16 protein-coding genes are annotated in these 21878 nt (G+C 33.4%); 6 read left to right on the forward strand and 10 right to left on the reverse strand.

Going from position 1 to position 21878, the window contains the following annotated elements; all coding sequences use genetic code 11:
- Positions 1–226 precede the first annotated feature (226 nt).
- Positions 227–1198: a solanesyl diphosphate synthase gene (sds, locus tag ACP6PM_RS20800; RefSeq protein WP_426587970.1), complete on the reverse strand. Its 972-nt coding sequence runs from the start codon at positions 1196–1198 to the stop codon at positions 227–229.
- A 1155-nt stretch (positions 1199–2353) separates the two neighbouring features.
- On the opposite strand from sds, the gene ACP6PM_RS20805 reads away from it, so the two are divergent.
- The gene (locus ACP6PM_RS20805; protein ID WP_426587972.1) at positions 2354–2512 is read left to right on the forward strand and encodes a hypothetical protein; all 159 of its coding nucleotides are present in this window, start codon (positions 2354–2356) and stop codon (positions 2510–2512) included.
- Positions 2513–2840: 328 nt separating this feature from the next.
- Here the strand turns inward: ACP6PM_RS20805 and murI are convergent, their stop codons facing one another.
- The 7 genes from murI to ACP6PM_RS20840 form a co-directional block, all read right to left on the reverse strand.
- The gene (murI, locus tag ACP6PM_RS20810; RefSeq protein WP_426587974.1) at positions 2841–3653 is read right to left on the reverse strand and encodes a glutamate racemase; all 813 of its coding nucleotides are present in this window, start codon (positions 3651–3653) and stop codon (positions 2841–2843) included.
- A 596-nt stretch (positions 3654–4249) separates the two neighbouring features.
- Positions 4250–4495 (reverse strand): helix-turn-helix domain-containing protein, encoded by a 246-nt coding sequence (locus ACP6PM_RS20815; protein WP_426588010.1) that lies wholly within the window; start codon positions 4493–4495, stop codon positions 4250–4252.
- 301 nt (positions 4496–4796) lie between these two features.
- A complete protein-coding gene (locus ACP6PM_RS20820) occupies positions 4797–5366 on the reverse strand; it encodes a peroxiredoxin (protein ID WP_426587976.1) in 570 nt (189 codons plus the stop codon).
- A 2261-nt stretch (positions 5367–7627) separates the two neighbouring features.
- Entirely contained in the window at positions 7628–8242 is a 615-nt protein-coding gene (locus tag ACP6PM_RS20825; protein WP_426587978.1) for a nucleoside triphosphate pyrophosphatase, read from the reverse strand.
- 500 nt (positions 8243–8742) lie between these two features.
- Positions 8743–9285, reverse strand: a complete 543-nt coding sequence (psbP, locus tag ACP6PM_RS20830; protein ID WP_426587980.1) for a photosystem II reaction center PsbP — start codon at positions 9283–9285, stop codon at positions 8743–8745.
- 419 nt (positions 9286–9704) lie between these two features.
- On the reverse strand, positions 9705–10967 hold the full coding sequence (locus ACP6PM_RS20835; RefSeq protein WP_426587982.1) for an MFS transporter: 1263 nt from the start codon (positions 10965–10967) through the stop codon (positions 9705–9707).
- A gap of 572 nt (positions 10968–11539) precedes the next feature.
- Complete coding sequence (locus ACP6PM_RS20840) at positions 11540–11710, reverse strand: hypothetical protein (RefSeq protein ID WP_426587984.1); 171 nt, start codon at positions 11708–11710, stop codon at positions 11540–11542.
- A gap of 493 nt (positions 11711–12203) precedes the next feature.
- Here ACP6PM_RS20840 and ACP6PM_RS20845 point away from each other — a divergent pair, with 493 nt between their 5' ends.
- From ACP6PM_RS20845 to aroF, 5 genes are all read left to right on the forward strand, one after another.
- Complete coding sequence (locus ACP6PM_RS20845; RefSeq protein WP_426587986.1) at positions 12204–12839, forward strand: RNA ligase family protein; 636 nt, start codon at positions 12204–12206, stop codon at positions 12837–12839.
- Positions 12840–13743: 904 nt separating this feature from the next.
- Entirely contained in the window at positions 13744–14379 is a 636-nt protein-coding gene (ruvA, locus tag ACP6PM_RS20850) for a Holliday junction branch migration protein RuvA (protein ID WP_426587988.1), read from the forward strand.
- A 90-nt stretch (positions 14380–14469) separates the two neighbouring features.
- Positions 14470–14739, forward strand: a complete 270-nt coding sequence (gene rpsO / locus ACP6PM_RS20855) for a 30S ribosomal protein S15 (protein WP_426587990.1) — start codon at positions 14470–14472, stop codon at positions 14737–14739.
- A gap of 10 nt (positions 14740–14749) precedes the next feature.
- Positions 14750–15244: a PAM68 family protein gene (locus tag ACP6PM_RS20860; protein ID WP_426587992.1), complete on the forward strand. Its 495-nt coding sequence runs from the start codon at positions 14750–14752 to the stop codon at positions 15242–15244.
- 586 nt (positions 15245–15830) lie between these two features.
- Positions 15831–16892 (forward strand): 3-deoxy-7-phosphoheptulonate synthase, encoded by a 1062-nt coding sequence (aroF, locus tag ACP6PM_RS20865; protein WP_426587994.1) that lies wholly within the window; start codon positions 15831–15833, stop codon positions 16890–16892.
- Positions 16893–17894: 1002 nt separating this feature from the next.
- Here the strand turns inward: aroF and ACP6PM_RS20870 are convergent.
- Entirely contained in the window at positions 17895–19010 is a 1116-nt protein-coding gene (locus tag ACP6PM_RS20870) for an ATPase, T2SS/T4P/T4SS family (protein ID WP_426587996.1), read from the reverse strand.
- A gap of 519 nt (positions 19011–19529) precedes the next feature.
- Entirely contained in the window at positions 19530–20660 is a 1131-nt protein-coding gene (locus ACP6PM_RS20875) for a HetZ-related protein 2 (RefSeq protein ID WP_426587998.1), read from the reverse strand.
- Between the last annotated feature and the right edge of the window lie 1218 nt (positions 20661–21878).

Genomic DNA, 21878 nt, shown 5'->3' on the forward strand with positions numbered 1-21878 from the left:
CAAAGTCGGGATTTTATATTATTAAAAATTCAACTACCTCAAACAAATAGAGCGATAGTTAAATTGGTTATAACCATTCAAACAAGACTCAAAATACAGGCTAGTTACTATCAAAATAGATATTATTTGTTAGTTATATACTAATCAATAGTATCTTTTTATTTTTCACCGTACTGTATGGTATTCATTCATTTTTACTCAACTAATTATTGGAAAATACATTAAGCTAATACAGCCTACTTAAAACATAGTCAGTAAGATTAATCAAAGAGATACGAGAATCACAATCTGGCAAAGAGTCTAAATGTTTAACAGCCATCTTAGCGTGTTTAGCGGCCAACTCTTGAGACCTTTTAATACCGTTGCTATCTTTAATCAATTGGATTGCTTCTTCTAAGTCGCCATCTTGGGCTAACTCTCTTTCGAGTAGTTTTTCTAAGCCCGGCTTTTCTTCAACAGCATACAATGTAGGTGCTGTCAAGTGGCCACTTTTTAGATCTGAACAAGCTGGTTTTCCTAGAGATTCTGTGGCGCTAGTAAAGTCTAGTATGTCGTCGACTATTTGGAATGCTAAACCTAGATATTTACCATAGTAGTACATATCTTGGGCTAGTTCTGGCGAAACACCACTAATAATGGCTGCAGCTTTAGAGCTATTAGCAATTAGAGAAGCTGTCTTATAGTAGCTTTTTTCTAAATAAGCTTCTATGGATAGATCTGTATCAAATCTATGTAGTCCTTGCTGAATTTCTCCTTCCGCAAGATCCATAATTACTTCTGAAAGAAGTTTTACAACTTCTAGATTATCTAGATTGGCCAAGTACCAAGATGATTGAGCAAATAGGAAATCTCCAGCTAGTACCGCAACACGATTGGTAAATAAACTGTGAACGGTAGGGACGCCTCGACGAATTTCTGATTCGTCTACTATATCATCGTGAACTAAGCTAGCAGTGTGGATCATTTCTGTGATTTCTGCTAAACGACGATGTTTAGAAGTAATTTCCCGATTTGGCATGGTAGTCCGTGAAATTAATAGGACAATAGCTGGTCTGACCCGCTTTCCCTTGACACGGAATAGGTGTTCTGCCGCCGCGTACAGTATGGGGTGACGGGCACCTACCAATTGTTTTAAGTTATTTGTCAGCAGTTGTAGGTCTGCTTCTACTGGAGAGAATAGGAGAGTGGAAGTGGTCATGGATTAGCCAATAAAGCTACAAGTTAACAAAATTTTACAAATTATATTCTTATTCTAAGCTAACCATCCTTGATATAGGAAAGTTAGAAATCTTGATGATAAAACAAAATTATTTTTTAAAAAATAAGGAAAAATATAAATCTATGCCAGTATTGTCAGTAAATTGTATCTAATTGTTAAGTAACCAGGCAAAGACTCTATACAACTAGAATTAATTGTGTTAGCATAATATTATTAAATTTAGTAAATGTAATAATTCAAGAGAGATAGATAGATACTGATTGAATCTTGAATTAGAAGAGTCAATAACTGCTTAAGTCTTCAATAGTGAAAATTTAGCAATTATTGGGACGAGCATTTAAGAACCTAAAAAATGTAATACATACAATTTAGTTATCACGCTTATTTGATCGAAATGTGGCTGAAGGCTTTTGCCATTTAGATTGTATGAAGCAGCTATTAGGTGTATGACGATCCCAAGATAAGTTAAAAACTGCATAGTATGAGCGAGATATATTTGCAGGTCACTGAATTGCAGAAGTAGAGTTAACTTGCCTTCCCAAAGCCTAGAGATTATTAGGTAAAAAAAACTTTCTTCTAGGCTGATATATTAGATTAACATCTAATCAACACAAGGAAGATAGTTGTTATAAATCCCTATTAAGTTGATAGTATTTAATCATCAATTTATCTTAAAATGCCTAAGTTTTTAAGTATTTTTTCCGGCAAAAAGGTAATATTTATTTACTTAAAATCTGCCTATTTCAGGGTGATGATTACGACAATACTTTGGCTTTAAAATGGTAGTCATTGTTATGAGAAGTAGCTGGTAATTACTAATAGCTTAAAGTCAAACCTAAATTCTCCAGATATCGATTCAGAGAATACCCAAGTAGAGGGGAACTCAGCAAAAGTTTATATATATATTTGAACTTGCATAAATTACAATATCTACAAACGCATTTGTATTTAATGCCAAACTTTATAAAGATGAGAGTTGAAAAATTTATCAATAAATAAATTTATTTGGCTCTAAAAATCAAACCGAGATAACTTTTGTATTTAGAATTAAATTAATTAAAATTAATATCTAATACAAGCTATCTTAAGTTACTAATTAATTCCTGAAAACCCTCCTCACAATTTGGTAAAACTATGAACTACAATCAAATTCCTGTTATTATTCCCATTCTAGCAACTGCTTATGTATTTACCGTCTATTTGCTCTTAGCATTAGCTCAACGAGGTGCAAAAATCACAAGAAATAAAAGTTGGCAACAAGGTGTTGCTGACTCCAGCACTAATTTACATTAGTAAAGCACAGCAGATATAGCAATTCTTAGATGTGAGTGAGGTACGAAAGTTATAGGTGTTAGGGTATTCCCTAACACAAAATAATAAAAATCAATGTGCCTCACTAACTTGAGAAACGCTATCTTCTATAGATTATAGATATATATTAATAAATTTTATCAATTATCAACTTATTTACTATAATCAGCTCAAAAAAAGAAGGGAAAATAATTAATTTGCCAGAATTTTTTTCTGATACTTCTGGGATTTAATTTATTACCATGATTGCTAGAAAATCAAATGCCGTAAATTAGGAAATTTAGTAGATTATGTTCTAGATAGAAATAGGTTAGTCTAGAATAGCTGGCAAAGAAATTGCTTGTACAACTGGTCTATAACCTAACCACTCTAATGATAAATCAGCAAATTTTTGAGGAGAAGCAGTAACTACAAATTTTGTTGGTTTTGGTGTCTTATAGTTTTGCAAATTTAGAATTTCTAACTCTCTAGCAGCTACTTCAACTATATAAACTGCAGGGTCTACAAAATTCACAGATGTGGGTAATAATAACCGTAATATTGGTTCTAAATAAGGATAGTGAGTGCAACCATAAACTAATGTGTCAATTTGTTGCTGTATTAAAGGTGTTAAATATTCTTCTGCTATCTGATATGTGTAGGGGTCATGTAGCTGATTTTGTTCTATTAATGGTACGAAATAGGGACAACCAACTTGCCAAACTTGAACAGAAGCATCTGCTTTTAAAATAGCATAACGATAGGCATTACTAGCAGCAGTTGCAGGAGTAGCAATGACACCTATTCTTTTCCCTTGTTCGACTGCAGCATTAGCTCCAGGTACAATCAATCCTAAAATAGGAATATCAAATTTCGATTTGACTTTTTCTAAAGCCAAAGCTGAACTGGTATTACAAGCCATTAATACCATTTTCACCCCACTTTTGACTAGCCATCCTATAATTTCATCTACAAAGTGTAAAATCTCCTCGCTAGTTCTTGTACCATAAGGTAATCTTGCTGTATCACCAAAGTAAAGAATAGATTCGTTAGGTAACTGTCTATATAGCTCTCTTAAAACAGTTAAACCCCCTATCCCACTGTCAAAAATTCCTATTCTTTTTTGTCTAGTTTCAGTAGTCATTATTTGAGTGTTCACATCACATAAATAAACTATAATTCAATTCCTCAGTTTAAAATATCTTTTGTACTAAATTTAATTAAATTCAGAAGATATTTTTAGATCGGGAAAAATGCCATTACATTATTTATTGATGAAGTTAAGCTGAAAAAATAGGATAGGGAGTATATCTTTAATTTAGGGTTATGTAGCTAACTTTTTGAGGTTCTTTTTGAGTGGTTGAGGAGCATCAAATTTTTTACCATTACTCAGGGTTGCAAAAGTTTAAATACTTAAATCTATTCCAATGGGATTATCAAATTTTGGTAGATGTTCTGCAAAAGTTTCTACAACAAAACTAGCAAAGTAACGACCTGCAATATCTTTGATTATGGTGACATAAATAGGATAACTAGCTAATTGCCTTGACCAAATTATCTGAATTTTTCCTACTTTTGGTAGATATATTTTATCTTGACCAATTTTGTAATTAGCTCCAACAAATCTTGCAGTTTGCTTTGATTTTCTACTTTGGAATTTAGGAGGTTTAATTTTAATACCTTTGCTTTTTCCAGTACAACTATTAAAAAAGTTTTTGTAGTGGCGAATAGCTATTCCCCCTACGATATAAAATCTTTAAGAGATTGTTGTAACGGAGTAGAAGCTAAGTCTTTCAACCAAATTAATTCTTTATTGGCTTGAGTTATAAATTGCTTAGTTAAATCAGTATATGAAGGTTTCTTAGTACCATCAACATACAACTGATTACAATGAACTAATGACTGATTCCAAACGTATCTACAATAGCCAAATAGTTGATTTAATTTAGTTATTTGAACCTGGTTAGGATATATCCTAATACTTATATTTAGCTTTCAATGTTTTCGGCTTATTACTAACACTAAAGCAATATTATTATAGCATTAGTTGGCATTCCCATACGACATCAAATCAAAGATTATGATGCGGGTCTTCTGCCAACATTTAGATCAATTAACACTAGATCATATATAGCAATTTGAAAGGATTGCTACACTGCAAAGGCTTTAGCCTTCCATTTAAGAGTTTGACACTACAGTTCACAAATCAAATCTAATTGCTATATATACAGTATTTTCCCTTCTTGAATATTATTGCTTATTTCAGCCTAATTATGAGAGACTCGGACTAACCAACAAACTCTAATCTAGCCGGTTTTTCTTTTGGTGCTTCTGTACCCTTGAGATAAGCTAATACTGTATCTGCATCAGATACCTCAAATGGGTCATCACCATAGTTGTCACTAAAACCTGGTTCAACAAACATCTTTTCAATTTTGCAGTCATTGACAACCATTGCATAGCGCCAAGAACGCATACCAAAACCGATATTGGACTTATCTACTAACATTCCCATTTTGCGAGAGAACTCTCCACTACCATCTGGTAGTAGGAATACATTTTTAGAACCTTGCTGTTTACCCCATTGGAACATTACAAAAGCATCGTTTACTGACAGACAGATAATTTCATCTATTCCTTGTGCTTTGAATTCATCATATAGTTCTTCATAGCGTGGCAGGTGAGTAGATGAGCAGGTTGGTGTAAAAGCACCGGGTAAGGCAAATAATACTACACGCTTACCACCAAATATTTCTTGGGTAGTTTTGTCTTGCCAGCGAAAAGGGTTTGGCCCTCCAACAGACTCATCACGAACACGGGTTTTAAATACTACATTAGGAACTTGCTCAATAGCCATGACTTACCTCTGGATGATTTAGTAAATTAGAAATTCAATTTGTATCAGCTTTTACTGATGTAAATAAGAATAATTCTGATTTAAGAATATGTCAATGCTGTTAAAGAAGAAATTTTATTTTTGAGGTTTTCTTGTGAAAGTGTTCTCAAATCAGGTATTATAAATTTTTTTAGTAGTTTTGAATTAAGTAAGGATAACTATATAGGTAACAGGGAATACTTAACTGGTAATGGACAACATCTCTCTTTTGACACTTCTATAGTATTGATTGATGGATTTCAACGATCTGCCATTTATCAAGAGTGGTTTAATTCCTGCTTGATTGAATGTTAATGTAGCTAGGTTATTTTATCTTATATTAATACTTGGTCTGGCATTTTCTTTTAACTGGTATTGTTTTTCGACCGCTTCATAAATCACCTCTATGACATAATGATTAAGTCTGATAACTATCCTAACTTGTTTGATTTGTGACCTTTCTCTTTGAGTTTTTAGATAAATTTGGGTTGGGATCGGATGAATTATTCTTTGGTTGAGTTGCGGTTTGCTCAGAGCTTGAATTGTATAGACTAACAAATTTAGTCCAGTCTCTTTGTTTTTGTATTTGGGTAGTTTCGGAGAACTTAAAAACTTTTCCAGTTCCGGTCTAAAATCATCAAGATTTGTTGGGATACTTTAAGGGGGTAAAGCTTGATATGCTTCACTATTTTGTACAGTTTTTTAAATGTCATTGTAGTGGCGATAGGTTCCCTCAAAGATGAATGATTGACGGATTAAATAATTGGTGTAGTTATAGAGATTTTTTTTGATCAGAAATATATTCCCTCTATTTCTTGACAAAACGGATGTGTGGGTTAAATAATATTCTTTCTACTAATCTCATTAATCCGTTAATTTAATGCTCAATTATTGAACAATTATGGCTTTTAATTAAGCCTCGGTAATCTTACCATGTCTAAGTCGTTAGTTTTATTTTACTATTTTACTATTAAAGTGCCTTTCGGAGTCATTAATTTTTGACAACAATCCCATCCCTTGACAGTACAGAAAGACTTAAGATATTTGACTATATATAACTATATTTATGTACAACGTTTATTATACCAAATCCGATTATACAAAGAGGGCTTATCTCATCTCCAGATCCTATGTATAGCAAAGGATGCAATTTTTTCAAATACCCTCTCACTCAGGCGGATTTGGTATAACTTATTTGCTTAGTGCCATAGCAGAATTTCTCCAATTAAGCTAGAGGGTTAATCTCCAGAAGCTTAGGTTCCTGTTTTCCACTATATGTTTAATGTCTCTATTAAATAGGTTATATTTTCCTCTATAGGGTTAATATTCCACCGTCTACAGGGTGTATAGAATTGCTTGGGGTTTGTAGACGCATCGGGTTGCTGAAGGCTATCCCTATTCACTTTTTCCTTCTACCTTCTTCAGATAATTTCTCTTAACTTATTTGAGAAATGCTGTTTATAACAAGTTGAGTTATTTATCACTATAAATCATCAGTTATTCAAAAGCATTGGGGAGTTATAAAGCTGATTTATCTTCAGAAGTTTGAGTAAGTTCAACATCAAGGAAAAAACAATTTTATTGTTCTGTGTAAGAAAATAAATAACTAAATATATTGAATATCTCAAGCACGGGATTTTTGATAATTTTCTTCATGCTAATAGCTAATTTATCAAGGTAATATAAATAAAGTCTGATGTTGTCATGACCAAGCGGTGATGAAACAAATTAATTTCCTGGAGAAGGTATTTTGTCAGTCTCAGGCAAAACCTTCGCTCAAGTTAGTAATCTCACATTTTTTGTGATAAATGCTAATCATCGGGTAGATTCAATAATTAATAATTAATAATTAACAATTAATAATTAAACAGTTTAGGTTAAATGCCTCCCCTTGGATAGGGGAAAAAGCGGTCGAGGGATGGCGAGGTCTCCTCGCCATATACAATCTCCCCTTGAGAAATAAATTTTTTCGGCTATCAATTATCCATTATCCATTAATGAACTCTTCTTAAAACAGATAGGATTGGTTAAAAGAAAAATTTTTTCTTCTCTTGGTCAATTTGAGGCCAGCGAGGAAACTTCGCCATCCCATCCTACGGAAAGCTCCGCTTTTCATGTCGGCGACAGCCGAAGTGCGAAGTTGTGCGCTATCTAAACGACCGCTTTTTCTCCCATATAGGAGAGGCTTTAAACCTTAGTTTTTCGGTAAAATAATAGCTTTGCAAGACTAGATGTTGTTTATTTTACCAGAAGTTACTAACTTGATATCCTAAATTATTCAGCATAACTCTTAACAATGGTAGACTTAAACCAATCACATTAGTATGACAACCTTCTATCTTTTCAATAAATAAACCACCTTTGCCTTCTATAGCAAAACAACCAGCACATTTTAAAGGTTCTCCAGTAGAAACATAAGCTTCTATTTCTTGGTCATTAACAGGAGAAAAATGAACTTTGGTCATTCGACAAAGTACGATAGTTTTATTTTTAGCTAAATCAATTAAAGCATGACCTGTGTATAATTCTCCAACTTGACCACGCATTTTTTGCCAGCGAGCGATCGCTTCTTTAGTATTAGCAGGTTTACCATAAATTTCGTCTTCAATAACTAATACTGAATCACATCCTAAAATTAAATTTGATTGTGTTTCAGATAAGTTTTTTTTCATTATAGACTTAGCTATTGTTTCTGCTTTAGCCTGAGCTAATGTTTCTACTAATTTTCTAGGTTCTGTTAATTTAACTGTTGATTCATCGAAGTTACTAGGCATAACTATAGGGTTAATACCAACAGTTTCTAATAAGCGAAGTCTTGCTGATGAAGATGAAGCTAATATGAAGGTCGGAATTTCCATATTTTTAAGCACATAAGCATAAAATATTCAAGAAAAATTTGATAATTTGTCAGGACTATAGCTTATATATCTAAATGATATTTATTAAGATTTTCCAGATTGAAAATTGCTAGTCCTGACTAAAATAAAATCTTATTACTAAGAAACTATTTATCAAATAAGTGTTAAGAGACTTGTTGAGCAAGTAAATCTTCAAGTTGGAATAAGATTAGAGATGGAAATCAGTCTACAGGTGCGGGGTATGGGTCATATTCCTAGAGTTATGGTGAATTTATTTGTGATAATAATTGTGTCTTCGTCTATTCCCTATTCCCTATTCCCTATCTTCTTTTTTATATTTCTTGATACATTCAATCTCTAATATACCAGGGCTATTTCATTCTAGATATAGGCAATAAATTTACTGGCTTTTAGCCATCAGAAGTTCAAATTTAGCAAGGCTGAAACTACGCATTCTTGTCAATGCAGAAAAATACACTTTTGAGAATGAAATAACCCTGCTAATATACAGAGAAAGAGTTAATAACTTGCTGAAACTTATCATGCACTTTTTGCCAGCGTGCTTCAGTAGCAGAAATATTAATCGTAAAAAGCTTACCTCGACTAACTGCCACACTTGCTAAATTATGACGCTTTCTCCCATCAGCAAGTTTAACCGCATACTCCAATTGATAATATGTTTTAGTCTTATACTCTCGTGCTTTCGCATTGACTAATTCTGCTTCTCGAGCTGAGTCTTTTGGTGCAATGGCATTTTTACTAAGTTTATATCCTACTTCAGTAGGAGTACCCAAGTCAGTCAAAGTATTTTCTTGAGCCACGGGACTAATAACTACGCTAACATTCTCGGTAGCCTCAACTAAGTCATGGAATACTACATCCGGGCCATCGGAAACTTTTACTTGGAGCCAACCATTAGGATAAAGGAATTCATAACCATCGGTCGTATCTACAAAGCTTTGAAGTCCACCGCCAACAGAAACACAACCTGTTAATGTGAGAGCGATCGCTACTAAAAATAAGGCCAGAATTTTTTTAAACATTTTCTCTAATCTAGACTCTAAATAACTGGAGTTGGATTGAGTTTACTCTTTAGTCCAAATACTCCCGTGAATTTATTGTCTCATTAAATCTTAATTAATTTAAAAATTTTCTGAATTGAATATATTTCAACAGTTAGAGGGAGTCTAATTAAGAACGCCATAATCAAAATGTTCTTCTGTTGCAGCGAGAATATTTGGCGCTTTTTCCTTTTTTTTTCTACTCCCTACTTCCTGCTTTCTAATGGTTAAATTTTTGATTTGTGAATTTCATCTATTTCAACAGTTAGAGGGAGTCTAATTCTACTCCCTGCTTTCTACTCCCTAAATTTTTTATTGACATCTAATGATTTTTTTTGAAATTTCAACTAGATACTAAATTTAATTATGGCGTCATTTTTATAGATTAATCACTTTTTAGATTAGATTTTTTTACTAATCATTCTTCTATCAAGGTGCTGCAAAAATATAATCGTAATCCCTACACTTATTGCTATTCCTAACCAAAAAATTTTAACTATAATCTCTTTCCCATCTAATACCCATCCTCCTAATGGCGGTCCGATTAAATATCCAATTGCCCAACACTGGGCATTAATTGCTGAATAAATACCACGCAAAGATTCTGGTGCTAAATCTGCGACTAAAGCAGCAGCAGAAGGGTTATAAGAAATAATTGCAATAGCGAATAAACTTAAAGCTAAAGTCGCCCAGAAAATATGACCTATTTTTACTATATTAGTAATGTCTATGGCGATAAATCCTATTCCGCATAAAATTGCTGAAATTATTAATGCTTGAGGATGACTTAAATCACTCAATTTTCTAGCCACTGGTAATTGAAATATAACAGTCAATGCAGTATGTCCGGCAAATATAGTGCTGATAATTAGTGGTGAAAAATTTCCCGAAGCAAAGTTGCTTAAATATAAAGGCATTGTGGTGTGAATTTGAGAAAAGTAAAAAGTAAAAAAAATATTTACCACCACAAAAATAATTAGATTTTGATCTCTGAAAGCTTCCAACCAACCATCGATACTTTTTCTTCTATCTGTTTGTAATTCCGATGTATTTGGTTTATAAGTCTCTTGAATGTTGAGGTATATAACTACTGCAAAAATTAGGAATGAAATAGCATCAATTATAAATAATGACCTATAAGCACCTGTAAAATTCAGCGCTATTCCACTAGCAATAACTCCTAATTGCAAGCCGATATTATCTGCTAATCTTGTAACAGCATAAGCCTCTTGGCGTTTGGTTGATACTGTTAAGTCTGCCACTATTGCTTCAGTTGCAGGCCAATATAATCCTGTACCTAATCCAAGTAATAAATTACCTATGATAACAGTATGAAAATTATTAGCTATTGCGATAACTATTGAAGCTAATGCAGAAATAATAGATGACAATAATAAGGTTTTACGACGACCAAATTTTTGAGAATCAGAGAATGAACCACCAAGAAAGCGAGCAATTATTCCAGAAATTTGAGAGCTGCCTAAAGCGATACCTACTGAAGTGGTAGATAAGCCAACTTGATTCACAAAAAAAATTGGTGTATAAAATAATGTAAAACCAGTACCAATCTGAGATAATAATCTACCTATGGCTAGGGTGAAAATTTGTTTGTCTAGATTAGGAAAAAATTTGGATATAATAATTTTTTGTAATGAGATGAACATAAAAATTATACCAATTTCATTAATTGAGGGAAAGATAAGATAACAAGTAAGTTTAAACGTTGATTATTGTAACTCAACAGAATAAATTTATAGTTTTTCTGCACAAAAAGTTCGCGATTATAGTCATTCTGAATAAGACTGGGACGAGTGTTTCTTTTCTTGAAAGGGTTTCAGCAAAAAAAAATGTTTCATTCTTATTTGAAATGACTATAATTTGCAAACAAGGATTTGTATTACTGAAAAATTCAGGTATAAAGCCTCTCCATTAATGGAGAAAAAGTGATCGTTTTTGCTAGCGCATAACTTTCCTAACGGAATGCTCCGCAAACGTTAACGGCTGTCGCTGACATGAAAAGTGGAGCTTCCCAAAGCTTGGGATGGTAAGGTTTATCACTCTTTCAGAGCCGCTCCGAAGTACGCCATATCCAATCTTCCCTTGAGCAGAAAAAAATTCCTTTTAACTCAATCCTTCCACGACAGAAGAGGTAATTATTAAATTATTAATTGTTAATTATTAATTATTAATTATTAATTATTGAAATACCCAATATTATAGGTAATGCTTTAATTCTTTATACATGATATTCCCACTGAAAATCTAGGCGTTGGCGGAGCCTAGCGGTAGCTACATCGCTAGATATTTTAAACAAAATTTTTTCTAGTAATTTATTTAAAATCTGTTGTAATAAATTACTATTATCGACAGGTATTAGATTGTCACCTTCCTTTAATTTATTCACCATATCTAATTGTTTATTAATTAATAACTATTTTATATAAACTAATCTTAATTGGGGTAAGCATTCAGCGGTTGGCTAGCCTCTTTCAGAGGAGCTTTGCTTTTCATGTCGCGCAGCGAAACAGCTATCAGCTATGAGTTATTAACTCATTCTCTTTTCAGGAGGAATTAGTATTCAAGGAGAATTAAAAGTTGTGAATAAAATAGTTCTTTCCGCTAATCTTGGTCATTCCTTGATTCTTTCTTTGAAAAGCTGATAGCTGAATGCTAATAGCTGAATCCTTACTAATTGGGTTGTAAAAAATCCAGGAATATTAAAGATTAAAAAACTTTTCTCTTATCCCAAATTTTTATGAACTTTTCCAAAAAGATACATTTGAACTTGTTAAATATGTAAAAGCAATTGCAACAAGTAATTATACTTGATTAAATAGATAATTCTTCTGTATTTTTTATACTACAATTAAATTACATGATGTAGGATAAAAGTTAACAGAATGAATGAATACCATAAAATTCAAACAGTTTTTTTGAGAAACCCTGACAGTAATTATAAAAATTTACTGCTAGGTAAATGGTCTAAACCAGAATTTGACTTGCTTAAAAATATAGACTGGGTTTGGACAGAAAAAATAGACGGCACTAACATCCGAATTATGTGGGATGGTGAGTCAGTTAAATTTGGAGGCAGAACTGACAATGCTCAAATTCGTGCATCATTACTAGAGGTGCTGCAAAATAAATTTACTGTAGATAATATGAGTGAAGTATTTAAAGAACAAACAGAAGTTTGTTTATATGGTGAAGGTTACGGCAAAGGGATTCATAAAGGAGGAAATTATTTACCAGAAAGTGTTAATTTTATACTTTTTGATATCAAGATTGAACAATGGTGGTTGACAAGAGATAGTATTGAAGAAATAGCAGAAATGCTTGGTGTTGAAATTGTACCTATAATTGGTCTTGGTACCCTCGATCAAGTAGTAAAACTTGCAAAACAAGGTTTCACTTCTCGCATAGCAGAAAATAAGCAATTTATGGCAGAAGGTTTGATTATGAAACCTCAGCAAGAATTGTTTAATCGTGGTGGAAAGCGAGTGATAACTAAGATTAAATATAAAGATTTTTGTTGATATTTTTTAACAAGTTAATTAGGGTTTGCTGAAAAAGTATTTTTAGGGAGAGAGTAAAGAGTAACAAGTTAATTAGGGTTTGTTGAAAAAGTATTTTTAAGGAGTGGCAGAGTAAGGGAGTATTTTTTTGTATTGTTTGTCGGAAATGCCAACTTTTTGAGGGTTTTAGACTAAAAATCTGACACTTTTTTTAGATCCCAAAAAGGCTAAATCCCTTATTGTTAATAGTTTGAGATTTAATCAGCAGAGCATAATTATTGTAGTTTTATTATCAAGCTTTTCTAGGAAAATTAGAAATTTTTTCCAAACTCTAGCAATTATAAATAGGTTGTCAGATTTTATCTAATCGGGTTTGGTCTCCAAACCCCTACAGTTTTTTTCACAAATCATTTAGGATTACTACATAGGCAAATTCTAACTACTAGGAATAGAAAAATTTTTATTAACTGAATTTTTAGCAATATTGAAAAAAGCTTTGGTAAGCATTCAGCAATGACCAATTTTATTCATAACTTTTAATTTTCTTTGGAGACTAATTCCTTTTAGTTTGATAATAAGCTAATAACTCATAGCTGATAGCTGTTGGTGCAACATTCCACAGGAAACGCTTAGGGAAAAATTAAGGTATAAAGCCTCTCCATTCATGGAGAAAAAGCGGTCTTTGGATGGATGGATTACCTAGCCAGATCCAATCTTTCCTTGATAAAAAAAAATTCCTGTTAACCCAACTCTTCTATTACAGAAGAGGTAATTATTAATTATTAATTATTAATTATTGAACAAGCTTTGATAATTTATAGAGACTCTTTTTCGCAGTATTTATAAAATTCAAAACTTTTGCAAGTTTAATAAAGGTCTAATAGTTGTTAATATTGAATTTTGAAATAATTTTGAATTAATTTAAATGATTAACTACCTGAAAGGAAAAGTGGCTGATGTCCACAAAGGCAGTAGTTCTCGTGTGACTCTAATTTTAGACGTTAATCAAATAGGTTATGAGCTACAAATTCTGCCTAGGTTAACTCAAAGTCTACAAGTAGGGGAAGACGTCCAAGTTTTTACTCACCAACAAGTACGAGAAGACCAAATAGTATTATACGGTTTTGGTACTTCTGCAGAAAGAGACTTATTTCGTCAGTTAGTAAGTGTCAGTGGTATTGGGGCACAATTAGCGATCGCTCTATTGGATACTCTAGAATTACCAGACTTAGTTCAGGCTATTGTGGGGGGAAATACTCGTGTATTGGCTAAAACCCCAGGGGTAGGAGCAAAAACGGCAGAACGTATTGCTTTAGAATTGAAAAATAAATTGGCCGAGTGGCGACAAGATGCAGGTTTGACTACATTAGTGCCAGTGGGAGTTATGCCTGCTATTCAAGAAGAGGTAGAAATGACTTTGTTGGCTTTGGGATATACAGGTCAAGAGGTAATACAGGCATTGCAAGCTGTTAGTAAAGATGCTAATATGTGCAAAAATACCAATGCAGAAGATTGGATTAGGGAAGCTATTAGTTGGTTGAGTCGCTCTACTCAACTTTGAAGGATTTGTATGGATATTTCTCAGAATGAATATGTATGATACTATAAGTGATTGTGGTAATTTTTGGAAAGATTAGTAGAAATTAAATATATGGTTCTCAAACAACAACGCAAACAAGAAATTATGAGTGAGTACCAAACTCATGAAACGGACACAGGTTCAGCAGATGTTCAAGTAGCTATGTTGACTGAAAGAATTAGCAAATTAAGCGCTCATTTAAAAAATAATAAGCAAGATTATTCATCCCAAAGAGGTCTCTTAAAGATGATTGGTAGACGTAAGCGCTTATTGGCATACATCCAGAAACAAAGCCAAGAACGTTATAAAACATTGATTAGTCGCCTTGGTATTAGAGGTTAAAAACTGACTTATGTCTCCAGAATCATCACGCCAACCTTTACCTTTTGAACCTGCTAAAAGCCGGAAAAAGCAAAGTAAAAAATCATCTTCTTCACCTAAAATAAAGGCGACAGAGGAGAAAAATTATTCTAATGTAAATCAGTCGAAAAACATTAGTAATCAGAAAAGCCAAAAAGTTAGAGGAGAAAATTCCATTCCTGAAGTAGTTAGCCAGCGGATGATCAGCCGTATGGTTTTATTATCTGGTACACCTCTACTATTTTCTTTGTTAACCTTTGTTATGAGCTACTTTATCATTACAAATGATATTTTTATGCTACCAAACCAAGCAGTTTTGCTAGTTAGCATGGGCTTTTTTGGTTTAAGTGTTATTGGTTTGAGTTATGGTCTTTTTTCTGCTTCTTGGGATGAAGATAAAAAAGGTAGTTTATTAGGTTGGCAAGAACTCAAAATTAACTTTCAGCGGATGAAAGAAGCTTGGAAAGAAGCTAAATCAAAAAGCTAATTTCTATCCACAATTTAGTGGCTATCAAGATAAGGATTTCCTGCGGAATGCTGCGCAAACAGCTATTAGTAGTCAGCTCTTAGCTTTTTAATAAATTAAGTAAGCATTAGTTTAACTTCTACTATATTTTTAACCAGAGAATTGAAGCACAAGTAAGGACGAGTTTGAGTTTTCAACCCATATAATTATATATAATTGGCAGAAAATATAGATGTAGCTCGATAGACTGCTAAAGTTAAATGATAGACTTTTACAGTAACTTTTAATTCTTGAAAATTACGAAGATGCTAATCCATCCTTTAAAGGTAATAAAGCTGTTAACGTAGTTCCTCCGTATGAGGCTAGCTAATAGCTGACCGCTGAATCCTTACTTGTAGATAGAAATCAACAAAACCTCGTCTCTAGATTATTCTGATTTTCCCAAACTGTATTTTGTAGTTTCTTTTAAAGAAGAAAAGTATCATATCTAGAGAGAAAACAGAATTTTGTATTAGATTTCTTAAGAAATTACAAGAACTTTACTGTTTCAACTTATGGTAAAGATAATCTTAATTAAACCTATACCTATTCAACCCTAAAAGTAAAAATGATTATAGTAACTAAAATTGGTTCTCCAGAAACAGAGATAGATCGTCTTTGCAGTGAACTCCAAACTAATTGGGGTTTAACTCCAGAAAAAATTATTGGACGCTATAAAGTTGTCATTGGCTTAGTAGGAGATACTGCAGACCTAGATCCATTACAATTACAGGAAATGAGTCCTTGGATCGAACAAGTAATGCGGGTCGAACGCCCCTACAAACGAGCAAGTTTGGAGTATCGTCACGGAGAGGCTAGTACAGTAGTGGTATCTACTCCTGATGGACCTGTACCTTTTGGCCTCGAGCACTCTCTAGTAGTAGTTGCTGGACCCTGTTCCGTAGAAAATGAGGAGATGATTATAGAAACAGCCCAACGGGTGAAAGCTGCTGGTGCTAGGTTTCTGCGTGGAGGTGCTTATAAACCTCGTACTTCTCCTTATTCTTTTCAGGGACATGGTGAGAGTGCTTTAAATTTGTTGGCTGCCGCTAAAGAAAAAACTGGTTTGGGTATTATTACAGAGTTAATGGATGCTGCAGACTTGCCAATGTTGACTGAAGTGGCAGATGTCGTGCAAATTGGCGCTCGTAATATGCAAAACTTCTCACTATTGAAGAAAGTAGGAGCTCAAGATAAACCTGTGCTTTTGAAGCGGGGAATGGCTGCAACTATTGAAGACTGGTTAATGGCTGCAGAATATATCTTAGCTGCTGGAAATCCAAATGTTATTCTCTGTGAGCGAGGTATTCGTACATTTGACCGTCAGTATGCTCGTAATACTCTGGACTTGTCTGCAATACCAGTTTTACGATCGCTGACTCATTTGCCAATTATGATTGACCCTAGTCATGGTACTGGTCGGGCTGAATATGTACCTGCAATGGCAATGGCAGCTATTGCGGCAGGAACAGATTCTCTAATGATTGAAGTCCATCCAAATCCAGCAAAAGCTCTGTCAGATGGCCCCCAATCTCTAACACCTGATAAGTTCGATCAGTTAATGGAGGAAATGGCAGTTATCGGTAAAACTGTTAAGCGTTGGCCACAGACAGAACCAGCGCTTGTATAACTTTGCTCAAAAATTGGTTAATTCTCTTTGCAATATAACCAAAGAGGTGGTGGTGCATATTAATGGTAGAGAAAGTGTGGAAAGTGTGGGGAGTGTGGGAAGAAATTAAAAAAAATATACATCTTCACCATTACTATGCAGGACTACCACCAAAGAATTAAAAAGTGGGTGGTGGTGCATAGTAATAGTAGAGAGAGTGTAAGGAGTGTGGGGAGAAATTAAAAAAATATATATCCTTACCATTACTATGCAGGACTACCAAAAAGTGATTGGCAATGAGTAATCGGCTAGGGATTAATTAACCATTGTTGATTTACTAATATTTGTTAACATAAATTCATATACATTTATTTAGTTATACCAATTAGTTGCATAGATTGTGCTCTAATCTATATAGACATAGTAGTTTGTGGTGCAAAACCAGGCCACTATGTAACCGCTATCCTGATAAGTTACCGCTAGCATGGTCAAGTAATTAAAACTTCTGTTTAAAAAGCGTCTACAGGTTTTCTTGTAGACTTTGGGAGATACCCTCTCAGCAGGCAATCTTGCTGTGCATTGTTAACATTTGTTAGCAAAATAGTATCGGAGTCATAGGATTAAATGTAAAGCTTCTCAATGGTTTTAAAGACGATATTTTACCTCTCTCAAACCCCAGAAAAAGCTGATAGCTAGTCAAGCAATTTTTAATTAAGAGTTGTTGAATAAGTCTTAAACCCTAATTAATAGATATAAATAGCCAGGAATAAGTCGGCTATCGTTTCAAAATTCATGTTTTTTTTGAACTCATACTTGGAAAGTTTAATGGCTATTAACCTCAAAAAAACTCTTGCCTTTTGGTTTTTACTTCCCCGCACCAAAAACTTTTTTAGCAGACCCTAATTACTTTAACTTTAAGCAGTAAATATTATAGCAAATGAAGCCAAGGTGTTTGACAGCAAAAAAACTGACAATACATTTCTTTTAGGTGAAACCCTGATAGCTAACTACTAATTAGTATATCTATGAAAATTGATTATTTTGTTGAGAAATTATACAGTCAATTTGATGTTCAATATTATCAAGTAATTTCTGCAAAGTTAATAAGCTATCTAGTTGAAAAGAAGCTAAATGTTGACGAGAACAAATTTGATTTATTTTAACCTGTAGTTGTTTACCTAATTTCAAGGCATCTTGACTCAAAGAAGATAACTGTTGCTGTTGATAAAATCTTAAAGCTGCTCCTCTCAATACTTGTAATGTCGCTTCTTCCCCATAATCTCCAGGCATTACCCTCAAACGCAATAATAAATGATTATTTTGATAAATTCTTTCTATCTCTACTTGCCGAGATTTTTTAATAGGAATTAAAGACATTTTGGTCATAATTTTAAGTTCATTAATCAGAGCTTCAGTTTTCTTTGGTTCTAAATTTTCAACTACAGATTTCAGAACTCCATCTTGACTCCAAAGAATTCTACCTTGGGATTGTTGTTTTTCAAAATAAAGTCTACCAATTCCTGATTCTAAAACTCTCAGCAGCAATTCTTTTAATAATTTTTGGGGATCTAAAGTACCCATATTTTCTAAAGAAGTAAGTTGAGAAGAACTGGTTAAAGATAATTCTAAAATATCACATAGAGAGTTTTTTGATGAAGATTGAGTTTCAAATTGAAGTTTTGTCCGTTGTGAATCTTGAGAATTTTTGAGAAGACTGCCTTGCTCTATTGTGTTTTTTGCCTCCGAAGATTGTTGATTTTTTTCAACTGTAGCAGACTGATAATTATCAATTTGTTGTTGATTATCCTTGGCTAAACTCACTCTAGAAGCACTAGAACTCTTTGATTTTTGATGGCCAATATGGCTTAAATAAGATGAAAGGATTGACCTTTGAGTTTCAGAGGAAATTTCTTCACTTACCAGTGAACAATTTAAGTAAGATAGTAATCGGCGAGCATAATCTAAAGCAGAAGAGTCTTGGGGGTCAACTACACCAAGTCTGACTCTGCTACCTTCTACAGATAGAGGTAAAATTTGATAGTATAAACAGGCTTCAAATGGTAATATATTGTCAATTAAGGCAAATATCTGGGGATTATCCATTTGCTTTACCCCCTCATTGTTCTGAAATGCTAACATTTTTGATTTGTTGATTTGAAACTAATAGAAATCATGTATTTGATGCTCGGGATTAAGATAGGCATTCGCTGTCTCCACTAGAATTATTGAAGTTGAGTTAATCATCACTTTGAGAATAATAACTTAAGTCAGCATATAAACTGAGCTTTTTCCATCTGCTGAACATAACCACTGATTTTCAGATGGGTGAGGCATTGGGATTAAATTAACAATGCGGTAATCCTTGAATATTTATAGTAGTGGTTATAGTAGTGGGTTAATAATACTATATTATCCTAAAAATTTACAGATTTAATTAATTGAACCTTTGACTAAAGTCACTTTAATCTTTTTAAGGGCGGAAATATCTGAAAATATAATAGCTCAAACCCAGATATATCTCTAAACAGGCTAATGAACGATTAAATCTTTAGTAAATACCAGGGGAAGATTAATTACACATTACTTTTTGCCAGGCTAAATAACTTGGAGAAATTTTGCTTAAATCTATTTTGCCTATTTAATATTTATCTATTGTGATTAAGAACTGTTCCGTAAAGATTGAGCATCTAAATACAGTTTAGTCCATTCACTAATAACTTGATTAGTTTTCAGGTTTAACTTTTTACCAATTTCCTCTACACTTGCACCTGATTTTAAGGCTTCAATTAAATGACGTTGTTGAGAGTTGAGATTTTGCCAATATTCTTGCCATTGACTGGAAGTCAAACCTAGGCCATGCTCATTGAGAGAAATCTCTAGCCAATTAGCTATTAATTCTGGTTGTTGTTTGAGTGCAAAAACACGAATTGCATGATAACTAACTTTTTCTCTTAGCCTATATACCTGCTTGATAGGCAGCTCCAAAGCTTGAGCAATTTCATCCTGAGTATTACCTCTAATATAAAGTTTTAACCATTCTGCTGCTTTTTGGTCAACTTTTTCCGCCAGATATTTCTCAAATTCTTCTTGGACTTTAGACCGAAGTTGATGTTGTTGTTCCATTGCTTCTGTATCTTGATACTCCGATGTCACCACAGCATCCAACAAACTTACTCGGTCTTCCGTATCACCAGGGGTAATATCCTCTGAGATTAATTTGACCCATTCTTTGACAGGTACTTGAGTGAGGCCACCTCTTTGAGTCCGACGTAGATAATTGACAAATCTATAAACCAGTAAGGGTTGATTACGAACTGGTCTGACACAATATTCTTCTACACTAGCTAACAATAAAGAGTTTCGGAGATGTGGATTTTTCGTACATTCGGCAATCTTGGCCATTTGCTGTTGTAGGTAGCGATCGCTATTGAGCATCTCTTGGATCACTTCTTGGAGAACATCAATTACACTTCGCTGGCGATCACGACTGGTATTTACCCATGCTCGTATTTTCTGTCGCAGCATTACTAAGCCATTCAAGCGTTGCATTAAGTTTCGATAAGCTCGGTCTGGGGGAATATCTAAATACCTTTGCCGCAGAATTCGATAAAGAAATTCTCTCCCTTTGGATGCCATTTCCCTTTGGACAGGAGTAAGGGTATCTAAGGAACTAGGATTATTTCCCAATAGCCAACAAGTAATACTATTGTGGATATCTGAGTTATGGTTTGGATAGTCTTCCTGAAGTCTGGTTTTCCACTCTTGTGCCAGTGCTTGAGCCAAAGTCATTCTATTTTTAATTCTAGATATTCGATTATAGTAAAGGGGGGAGTCAACCTCTGCAAAATTCTGCCAAAAGTTTATTCTTTGCTATAGTATTCTAGCAATATTTCTGAGCTTTGATTTGATATGCGGTTTGGATTGATTATCTGGAGAGAGTTTATTAGTTTAGTGAAATAGCAAATTTCTAGATTAGTTAAAACCTAGATGGATATTTTTGTATTTTTCTATTTCTATAAAATATTCATTATTTTTCAGAATCCTCAGAAGTAGATATTATATATTCTGTGAAAATTGGCAAAACTGAAAATAAGGTTTCTTGTGCCTCGACTTTCGTTGGAATGAAAAATATCTGTATATATATAATAACTCAGTTATTACCTATCAACTTTTTTGTATGTTGCCTAATTTGGGATCGGAGTTAGTTATTTCCTATCTTAATCTTTCTGAAAATTATAGATAAATTTTTCTCTCAGCTTTAGTCAAACCTAATCTGACTTTTTCTAATCCTCAGAAGTAGATATTATATATTCTGTGAAAACTAGCAAAACTGAAAATAAGGTTTCTTGTGCCTCGACTTTCGTTGGAATGAAAAAATTTCTGTATAGATATAAGAAATCAGTTATTACTTATCAACTTTTTTATGCCTAATTTGGGGTTATAGTTGATTATCCCCTATCTGAATCTTTCTGAAAATTATATAGTATTTCTCAAGTTACTGAGGTACAGTTGTTGTTCTTATTTTCTATTCCCATTGAACCAGAATTACTATTCCCTCCGACCTCCGACCTCCGACCTAAAACCAACAAATTTTGTACTTCACTCAGAGATGGGAGTTGCTATAGATAAATTTTTCTCTCAGCTTCAGTCAAACCTAATGTGACTTTTTCTAATCCTCATAAATGGATATTACATATTGTCTGAAAATTGGCAAAACTGAAAATAATGTTTCTTGTTGCTCCTCTTTCGTTGGGATTAACAAATTTATGTATAGATATAAGAACTCACTTATTACCTATCAACTTTTTTATGCCTAATTTGGGATCATAGTTAATTATCTCCTATCTGAATCTTTCTGAAAATTATATAGTATTTCTCAAGTTACTGAGGTACAGTTGTTTTTTTTATTTTCTATTCCCATTGAACCAGAATTACTACTCCCTCATACCTCCGACTTATAGCGGTTTTCATAAACATAGACTACAATTATAGAAAATAGAAAAACTA

This window comes from Dapis brunnea BLCC-M229, from assembly GCF_050015995.1.
Classification (GTDB): domain Bacteria; phylum Cyanobacteriota; class Cyanobacteriia; order Cyanobacteriales; family Microcoleaceae; genus Trichodesmium.